This is a genomic window from Mucilaginibacter agri, assembly GCF_009928685.1.
GTDB lineage: Bacteria > Bacteroidota > Bacteroidia > Sphingobacteriales > Sphingobacteriaceae > Mucilaginibacter > Mucilaginibacter agri.
In genome coordinates this window covers 117,625-125,669 of sequence record NZ_WWEO01000037.1, presented here as the reverse complement: position 1 = coordinate 125,669, position 8,045 = coordinate 117,625, and the positions used below count along the sequence as shown (strand labels likewise).

Below are 8,045 nucleotides of genomic sequence, written 5' to 3'. Positions count from 1 at the left end.
TTCTAAGCTGGATAAATTAGAAGAACCGCCTGATATGCCGATGCCTATATGGGGATGGGGTGTGCCGGGCGGACCATATCAATCTTAGCTCCTCGCATGTGTTTAAATTTAACTTTGGAAGATCCCGAAAAAATAATAAAGTAATTGAGGCAGGGATAAATTAATTATGCTTTGAAAACCAAGTCAAGTCGCACCCTCTGTCCTACTACGCGCAAATAGCGAGCGGAAAACTGGTCGATTCGACAATTAGGTAATCCCTCTCGGGCAAAGTATAATTGACAAACACCAGTTGCCTGATCTTGGTTTATCATTCCAGCGTTCCCGCTTAAGCGCGGGGTACTGAAATTGCTTAGGTTAGCTTACACTTGATACTTTCGACAGCCTGATCAATAACTATGTCTTTTGCTTTATTGGCAACATCTGAAGGATTTTCTAAAATGTCGTCTAATAATGAACTACCATCGTCGCGCTTTTTAGTAATATAATAAATACCAAAAGCGGTTGCAATACCTAACAAAAAAGTTTTAAAATGATTCATATTTATTTTATTATTAATCAGTCAACTATGATGCCGTAATCCAACTTTAATAACAGAAATAAACAATGTATAGTTCCGTTTATCGAGGCGTTATAAATCACGCTCCTACAAAAGTATGTGCTAGCCAATTGATATATCGGTGTGCAAAGAAATTCAAGGTCGTCGAGATGCTACTCTCAGTATACATCCAATTTGTTCGCTCCGTTCAACGCTACAGGCTTGGTAATATAACCCTGAACGAATTTATACTTTTCTGCTTCCGACAAATCGTTTGCATCTACTGAAGATGTTACAATATAAACACGTATATGCTTGATCAAATAAGGCAACAGACGCTCAAAATCGTTCAGGAAATGCCAGCCGTCGTAACCAACCATGTAGAGGTCGACGAATATCACGTCCGGCAGTTTACTAGGATCATGCTTGTGCGCAAATAGATGTTCAATTGCTGAAGGACCGTCGAAGTAGTGATCGATATGATCAAATAACTGATAGGCCCGCTGCCTGATCTCTAAAATATCATGGTCGATTTGGCAATCGTCAATATAAAGAAGCGTCTTTTGAATGTGCATGTAAACAGGCTTTTAAATTGAAATACTTTTGAGAAACTCACAACGGCAACTACTTCGGCATTGCATATGAATTTTAAAACTAACAATCGAACCGAAAGTTTGCTTTGTGATCCTTAATAGCCAAACTCCAGGCCTGCAAAAATTACGACTGATGGGCGTCGAAGTCAAGTTGATTTGGAAATAATGGTGTTAAACATGTTTTTAAATGGTCACAATCAAATCCTTTGGGTGGGTTGCAAATCACCGTAAAAAAACGGGATATAACGCGAGGGTTAGTTAAAAACTAAATTCTAAATTTAATTCTTACTATTAGATAAGGTAAAATGATCGCTAAACAGCAGCTTTTAGCACAAAGGCTATCAGGTTTAAAAGCCAGCATACAGCACGCTGAAATATGGATAAAATTGTTGGATATATAGAAGAGGCGATGAAGGCCGCGTTGCCTGTTGAGCCAATGAACTTTCCAGTAAATTCAGCACATGCGAGCAAGACGGCAAAAATTCAATTATTAAAAATGGAACTGCAGGCTATCAAGAATACGGCAAAGCCGGATTGGGAATATGTCCGTTTTCAGCTTTCGTCGTCCTTAACGCTCCTGATTTCAGCTTTTATCACGAACTTGATGCTAATGAATAATACTGTTATGATGGGCATAAATATTGACCTATCTTCCCACATTTGCTGCCGGGCTGCAAATACCAATAAAAGAACCTGCCAACGGTTGATTGTTATTCAATGAATGATTAGGGCATGAGCATAATTAAAGCTTGTACAAACCTAATTAATACCAAGTTAAGCTAATGATAGAAGTTGTTTGAGTGATTTTGTACCTGGGGCATCAATTAACTTAACCTGATTCAAAGCATTGTGCTTTTCATGACAACGAATTTTGGTATTTTAGGATTTTAGCACCTACTTGAACCTCGACCGGTAATCATTTAGGTCAAATCTGGATCTTCTTTTACAACAACGTAATCAGGTTATTAATTTCAATATCTCGGCTCCTAAGAAGCCAGTACTCTATTGGAACGTAGTCAAATGTATCCTTCCGTCGCACTTCACTGAGGGATAAATTGCAGTGGTTGAATAGCCCCGTTGAGCACAAAAGGCTAAAAAAGTACGTCAATTTGCACGGCATGGAATAATATTTGCTGATTTTCTCTGAACTAACAGTTATGTAAATCCTAGGACGCTTGCGAAAATACCTGTAATTCCGAAATTTTACTAAACGTTGATTTTTTAGTTTTATCAACAGCAGCATATTTATCACGAAGCTTTCTGATCATTTCAAAACTGAAAGCATCTTGAAGTGGCATATGATGTTCACATGCGGAATTTTTATGCAGTTCCAACCTGTCAGCATGCACTTTCAAGTTTTCGTGATTAATATGGGTAAGGCCAGTATACGGGTCTGAATCAAAAATCACAAAAGTGTCTACCCGACAGCCAGTGGCATCTGTAAATATGACCGATGCGTTTGCTTTAAATGCTTTCATAATTCATGCTACGCTTTTTGAATGAATAATTTCCAATTCTGCAAGTAACAATCTTTTTAATTCCAAATCTATTGCCTTCAATAGAACGAGGGTGTGTAAGTTTTGACCTTCCATAATTATGTTCATTATCCTATAATCACCTAATTTCATGCCATTCCGAAAAATCAAATGGTGAAGGTTTAAAGTACTATTGACGTTGCAGGGTATGGACCGTTTTTTGGGCAGACTGTCTTGTATTTTGGATAATGAACTATTAACAAAAAACTGGTTAGAGAAAACAGAAAATCTATCTTGCCAACACTGAAATTGGATACCTGGTTACCTACCTGTTCAACTAAGCCCGATACGTCCCCTCCAATAGTTAACGGGAATTTAGTCGGGAATTTTTCCTGTGCTTCTCCTGCAAATAGTTTATGATCTACTGGATAACAGCACTTGCGTAAACTTTGATCAGCACTTCATCGGCTGTCTGTTTTGGAATGTCAATTTCATCCAGCTCCGGTACGTCGTAGCTGCCGAATTCGTGAATTCGTATTGCTTTCATAGTGGTGTCAGTTTTAATTTTCATTCGTCACGGTCCTTAAACCTGGCATCATCCTCCCCTTTATGAAGGTGGCGGTTGGCATGCTTTATTTCAATTTTCGCAGTTAGTTCACTGGTAGCATCGTCCATATATTCAGACCGTATCTCGCTTTCTATTTGCGGATCAGTACCTGCAAAATCTTCATTAAACCCCTCATTTCCGCGGTTACTGCCAGGGCTTTCCCTTCCCCGGATTTCATTTGCATTTTCTCGCTCAGCCATTGTCTTTAAAGTTGTTTACTAATTGATTTGATTTCGTCCAGGTGATGCTTTAGCGTAGGTAGCATATGCTGTGCCCAGGCTTTCACCGTCGGATCTTTTCCATTCACCGCATAGTTGAGAAACGCCTCGACCGTGTTTTTATGACCGCCAACCATATTGCGCACATACAATTTATCAAAATTGTCGCCAGCATTTTTCAAGTTAAGATCCGGCTGTACGCCGCCCGTAGCAGCAGGTGATAAGGTGACTTACTAAAATATCGTACAACTTTACAAATAAATTAGCTGAAATAAATATTGGTAAATCGGAAACAAATTAAACAATAACTCCTTGAATAAGAATGCGCTTTTTAGCCACGATTAAAAGAAAGTTTTTAGAGAGTGGTTGTATTGTCCTTTCGGGAATGCTGCCGGCCCGGTAGTGATTGTTCGAAACAAAGTTCCCAATACCAATGTTTGTGTCCTATCATTACTGCTAAATATAATCAAATGAAAAAAATTTACGTATCCATCCTCACGTTTTGCCTGATAATTTCGCTGAACAGCTGCGCTGTCATTGGTGGAATCTTTAAAGCAGGCGCAGCAGTCGGCGTGCTCGCGGTAGTCGTTGTAGTAGCACTTATCATCTGGATCATCTCGCTAATGCGCGGTAAAAGCCAATAATCAAAATGGATATTAAACAATTCAAAGGTTTGCCATTTTATCTTAAACTGGCAGCAGTTTTATTCAGCCTCATTTCCTTAGTTTATATTGTGATCATCGCCAAGGAGATCCTGTCACCTTTAATATTTTCCTGTCTGTTCTCCATTCTTTTATTGCCAGTCGCCGCATTCCTGGAAAGTAGATTACGATTACCTCGTAGCGCAGCGTCCATGCTGGCGGTGATTTCCATGCTTGCCTGCATAGGTGGACTCCTTTACATAATTGGTTCGCAGATATCCGGCCTGGCTAGCGACTGGCCACAGTTTCAGGACCAGTTACATAAGACACAGGACGGAATTATGGATTGGATACGCTCCAGCTTCCATGTCACCAAACACAAACAGATGACATTTGTCGCCAACACGACCAACAAGGTGGTGGCTTCAGGTAGTGCTGTTGTTGGTGCCACACTCCTATCGCTTTCCGGTATCCTGTTATTTTTGGTTTTTACCTTTATTTACACCTTCTTCTTTTTATTATACCGTAAATTAATCATGCGCTTTTTGGAATCAGTATTTGAAGAGGACAATAAAACAGTTGTTCACGACATTATTGAAAATGTTCAACAGATCATTCGGAAGTACATCATAGGCCTGCTCATTGAAATGGCTATTATAGCGGTGGTTGTGAGCGTAACTTTTATGTTGTTAGGCGTTAAATATGCAATCCTCCTAGGTTTGATTACCGGCTTATTTAATATCATCCCCTATATCGGGATTTTCACGGCGCTGATCGTGAGCTCGGCTGTTACGCTTGCCACATCACCGGATCAAGCCACGGTTATTTACGTCATGGTCACGCTGGTGATCACTCATCTTCTGGACAGTAATATCTTGTTGCCGTTGGTTGTAGGATCAAAAGTTCGGATTAACGCATTGATCACGGTATTAGGTGTAATTATTGGAGAAATGGTCTGGGGCATACCCGGCATGTTTTTATCTATTCCGGTGATTGCGGTTTTGAAGATCATATTTGACCGGGTGGATAGTTTGAAGTCGTGGGGCATTATCCTGGGCGATGAGGAGCCCAAGCAAAACCGTTTGGCGAAAAAACTAAGTGTAAAAAAGAAGCCGGCGGCTGCCTGACGCGGTCCTTCATCAAAAACAACTGCGCTGTACTTTTATTTAGGTGATTAGCATTTAAACTGCTCTGGTGATAAGTAAAATACACTTGTCGTCCGCCTATGCCAAACAATTCTAGCATGAAAACCGTTTTTCATATACCGCTGAAATCCAATAATTGAAAACAAATCATCAAAAATTTCTGGTCCTGAAACTGCGGCTTATTCTGGGTTTGGCTTTATTGCTGGCTTGCGAAGGTTATTTCGGTTATCGCCTGCGTGAACTTTCTGCCCGACAGGAATGATCAAAGCGGACCACTCTAATATTAATAATATATCCTTCGGGCTTCTTTCGATAGAAAACTGGCGAAGCCAGGTATCCGGTATCGTTAACCAACAGGTTCGCCACTTCAAACTTACCCCCCGGCAAAAACGGCAATTACAAGTTGAAGTGGAACAAGTGCTCAATGCGTTAATCGATAAGGCGGAAGCGATGGTTAATCAAAAGCCGCAAAGCTTTTCCGGTAAGATCCGAAAATTGGCTATTAAAACGTTTGTAAAAACGGATAAGATCCGTGCACAGGTGCCCGGATTTGCCCGTTCTATTATTGCCAAAGTAGATAATCCCCATGAAAAGGCGCAGTTAAGCAACCTGGCCATGAGTAAATTTAACGATCTGCAGCATACCGATATTATGGATAGCACGCTTCAGGCCAATCATAGGTTGTTTAATGCGATGTACCATAAGTACGGCGTTAGATCAACAGAAGAACTCAATACTAAACTGGACAAATTGCTGCAGGACATACGCGTTGATATGTACCATTATTGTTTCGGTATGCTGGGTTGTATTTTGGCCGTGTTAGCCTTGTGGTGGGCCTTGCGTAAGCGGGTCGAGTTACACGGAACGCTTTTCATACTTTCCTTATTATTTGCTTTTATCCTCCTATGGGTAGGCCTGAGCGCATCCATGATCGAAGTGGACTGCCGCATCAAAACGCTGGATTTTGTTTTGTTGGGGCAACATGTGGTTTTTAAAGAACAGGTGCTTTTTTATGAAAGTAAAAGTATCCTGGGAGTTGTTGAGGTGCTGATGAAACAACCTGCGGCAGATTCTATCGGTGTAGGTATTTTGATATTATGCTTTAGTATACTTTTCCCGATCATGAAGTTAAGTTCTACCGGGATCCATTTGCTGAGTAAACGCCGGATTGCTGAAAACAGGGTCGTTAAATATTTCGCTTTCCAGTCGGGGAAATGGAGTATGGCCGATGTGATCGTCATCGCTATACTGATGACCTACATCGGCCTGAACGGATTACTAGATAGCCAGTTAGCCATGTTAAACTTACACAGTGAAACACTTACCCTGATCACCACCAATAACACCGCTTTACAACCAGGTTACATCATCTTTATCAGCTTTGTGCTGTATGGACTGATTCTATCTACCATTTTGAAGTACATCACACCCTATGACGCGCATTAAATGAAGTACACGGTTTACAATATATTGCTGATCACAGGGCTGAGCGCATTGCTGGCCGGGGCTGTATTTTCGGGTTACCGGCTTGCCGCGCTTTCCGCTGAACGGGAGGACGTCAAAGAAGATTATAGCCTGTCCAACAGCGTCACCTTCGGCTTGTTTTCTATTGATCAATGGCGCGACAGGCTTAGTGAAGTTCTTGGTCACCAGGTGGAGGATTACCATATTACACCGGAGCAACGGAAGCAGTTAAGAATAGCCGTCGAAAAAGAAATGCACGGCTTAATTGCCCAAACCGTGGCCGAAATTAATAAGCCTCAAAAAAGTTTGGGTGGCAAATTGAAAAAGCTGGCCTTTAATGCCCTGGTAGATTCTGCGGAGGCCCAGACACTGGTGAAACCATTTGCCAAAACCCTGGTGGCAAAAGTTGGTAGCCCCGAGAGTGAGCAGCGCCTTAAAAATATCGCGGGAAGCAAGATTGGCCAATTGACCAGGCAAATCTATGACAGCACCAGCGTATCCAATTACGAGGTTACCAGGTATGTGTATAAAAAATATCAGGTAGCCGATCCGCTAACGTTTAACCAGCGCATTAAAGAGCGGTTAATGCTTATTGAAAAGGCCAAAAATAAATTTGTCGGCGCATTGCTAGGTTGCGTTCTGGCAGCGCTGCTCCTATGGTGGGGACTACGAAAGCAGGTGCATTTACAAACCGTTTTATTTGTATTTGCTTTAATTTTTGCATTCGTATTACTGGCCGTAGGCAGCCTGGTTCCTGTTGTTGAAGTTGATGCCCGTATACAGTCATTGGACTTATTATTATTGGGCGAAAAGGTCCAGTTTCAAAACCAGGTCTTATTTTATCAAAGCAAAAGCATTCTGGGGATCGTGGAAACATTAATTGGTCAGTCTAAACCGGACGCAATAGTTGTCGGCATACTGATCTGCCTGTTCGTACTCATCCTGCCCTTATTAAGACTGGTTGCCAAAGGCATACACATTTTGAGCCCTAAAAAAATTGCGGACCACCCGGTAGTTCGTTATCTGACGTTTGAACTGCATAAATGGGACATGGCTGACGTGATGATCGTAGGCATGTTGATGACCTATATCGGTTTAAATGGCATTCTCAAAAGCCAATTGTCTAATTTGAACATGCATACGAGTTCACTCATTGTCGTGACGACCAACGGCACTTCGTTACAACCAGGTTATTTTATATTTGTGGCCTATGTATTCTTCTCGTTTTTGCTTTCTTATATTCTCAAACGAATTACCCCGCATAAAATTGATTAAAATATACATTTTAGAAATCACTCATCGTCAAATGGCAACGAATCACTCAGCGCATCTTGAGACTGATGTTTAACTTTACACACCGGCGCCTG

Annotated in this window: 11 protein-coding genes and 1 pseudogene; 5 read left to right on the top strand and 7 right to left on the bottom strand. The window is 41.2% G+C overall.

Features of this window, described 5'->3' with window-relative positions:
* Window positions 1–349: 349 nt before the first annotated feature.
* Together GSY63_RS03290 and GSY63_RS03285 are read right to left on the bottom strand one after the other, a co-directional pair.
* Window positions 350–538, bottom strand: a complete 189-nt coding sequence (locus GSY63_RS03290) for a YtxH domain-containing protein (RefSeq protein WP_166584398.1) — start codon at window positions 536–538, stop codon at window positions 350–352.
* 176 nt (window positions 539–714) lie between these two features.
* Window positions 715–1,110, bottom strand: coding sequence for a response regulator (locus GSY63_RS03285; RefSeq protein ID WP_166584397.1), 396 nt, complete (start codon window positions 1,108–1,110; stop codon window positions 715–717).
* A gap of 394 nt (window positions 1,111–1,504) precedes the next feature.
* Here GSY63_RS03285 and GSY63_RS03280 point away from each other — a divergent pair, with 394 nt between their 5' ends.
* Complete coding sequence (locus GSY63_RS03280) at window positions 1,505–1,849, top strand: hypothetical protein (RefSeq protein WP_166584396.1); 345 nt, start codon at window positions 1,505–1,507, stop codon at window positions 1,847–1,849.
* 445 nt (window positions 1,850–2,294) lie between these two features.
* Here GSY63_RS03280 and GSY63_RS03275 read toward each other — a convergent pair whose 3' ends face one another.
* The 5 genes and pseudogenes from GSY63_RS03275 to GSY63_RS03260 all read right to left on the bottom strand — a co-directional run bounded on the left by GSY63_RS03275 (window position 2,295) and on the right by GSY63_RS03260 (window position 3,610).
* Window positions 2,295–2,606 (bottom strand): hypothetical protein, encoded by a 312-nt coding sequence (locus tag GSY63_RS03275; protein ID WP_166584395.1) that lies wholly within the window; start codon window positions 2,604–2,606, stop codon window positions 2,295–2,297.
* Window positions 2,607–2,785: 179 nt separating this feature from the next.
* Window positions 2,786–2,971: pseudogene (locus GSY63_RS25165) on the bottom strand (hypothetical protein); the annotation flags it as partial.
* Between the two features lie 53 nt (window positions 2,972–3,024).
* The gene (locus tag GSY63_RS24960; protein ID WP_262887327.1) at window positions 3,025–3,150 is read right to left on the bottom strand and encodes a hypothetical protein; all 126 of its coding nucleotides are present in this window, start codon (window positions 3,148–3,150) and stop codon (window positions 3,025–3,027) included.
* A gap of 20 nt (window positions 3,151–3,170) precedes the next feature.
* Window positions 3,171–3,410, bottom strand: a complete 240-nt coding sequence (locus GSY63_RS03265; protein ID WP_166584394.1) for a hypothetical protein — start codon at window positions 3,408–3,410, stop codon at window positions 3,171–3,173.
* A gap of 5 nt (window positions 3,411–3,415) precedes the next feature.
* Window positions 3,416–3,610, bottom strand: a complete 195-nt coding sequence (locus tag GSY63_RS03260; RefSeq protein WP_166584393.1) for a DUF4142 domain-containing protein — start codon at window positions 3,608–3,610, stop codon at window positions 3,416–3,418.
* A 288-nt stretch (window positions 3,611–3,898) separates the two neighbouring features.
* On the opposite strand from GSY63_RS03260, the gene GSY63_RS03255 reads away from it, so the two are divergent.
* From GSY63_RS03255 to GSY63_RS03240, 4 genes are all read left to right on the top strand, one after another.
* The gene (locus GSY63_RS03255) at window positions 3,899–4,072 is read left to right on the top strand and encodes a phosphatidate cytidylyltransferase (RefSeq protein WP_166584392.1); all 174 of its coding nucleotides are present in this window, start codon (window positions 3,899–3,901) and stop codon (window positions 4,070–4,072) included.
* 5 nt (window positions 4,073–4,077) lie between these two features.
* Entirely contained in the window at window positions 4,078–5,196 is a 1,119-nt protein-coding gene (locus tag GSY63_RS03250) for an AI-2E family transporter (RefSeq protein ID WP_166584391.1), read from the top strand.
* Between the two features lie 276 nt (window positions 5,197–5,472).
* Window positions 5,473–6,660: a paraquat-inducible protein A gene (locus GSY63_RS03245; RefSeq protein ID WP_243749143.1), complete on the top strand. Its 1,188-nt coding sequence runs from the start codon at window positions 5,473–5,475 to the stop codon at window positions 6,658–6,660.
* Window positions 6,661–7,953, top strand: a complete 1,293-nt coding sequence (locus GSY63_RS03240) for a paraquat-inducible protein A (RefSeq protein ID WP_166584390.1) — start codon at window positions 6,661–6,663, stop codon at window positions 7,951–7,953.
* Window positions 7,954–8,045 lie beyond the last annotated feature (92 nt).

Bases quoted from the DNA above. Each gene is read 5' to 3' on its own strand.
- GSY63_RS03290 (WP_166584398.1), bottom strand. From the start codon at position 538: ATGAATCATTTTAAAACTTTTTTGTTAGGTATTGCAACCGCTTTTGGT.
- GSY63_RS03285 (WP_166584397.1), bottom strand. From the start codon at position 1,110: ATGCACATTCAAAAGACGCTTCTTTATATTGACGATTGCCAAATCGAC.
- GSY63_RS03280 (WP_166584396.1), top strand. From the start codon at position 1,505: ATGGATAAAATTGTTGGATATATAGAAGAGGCGATGAAGGCCGCGTTG.
- GSY63_RS03275 (WP_166584395.1), bottom strand. From the start codon at position 2,606: ATGAAAGCATTTAAAGCAAACGCATCGGTCATATTTACAGATGCCACT.
- GSY63_RS24960 (WP_262887327.1), bottom strand. From the start codon at position 3,150: ATGAAAGCAATACGAATTCACGAATTCGGCAGCTACGACGTACCGGAG.
- GSY63_RS03265 (WP_166584394.1), bottom strand. From the start codon at position 3,410: ATGGCTGAGCGAGAAAATGCAAATGAAATCCGGGGAAGGGAAAGCCCT.
- GSY63_RS03255 (WP_166584392.1), top strand. From the start codon at position 3,899: ATGAAAAAAATTTACGTATCCATCCTCACGTTTTGCCTGATAATTTCG.
- GSY63_RS03250 (WP_166584391.1), top strand. From the start codon at position 4,078: ATGGATATTAAACAATTCAAAGGTTTGCCATTTTATCTTAAACTGGCA.
- GSY63_RS03245 (WP_243749143.1), top strand. From the start codon at position 5,473: ATGATCAAAGCGGACCACTCTAATATTAATAATATATCCTTCGGGCTT.
- GSY63_RS03240 (WP_166584390.1), top strand. From the start codon at position 6,661: ATGAAGTACACGGTTTACAATATATTGCTGATCACAGGGCTGAGCGCA.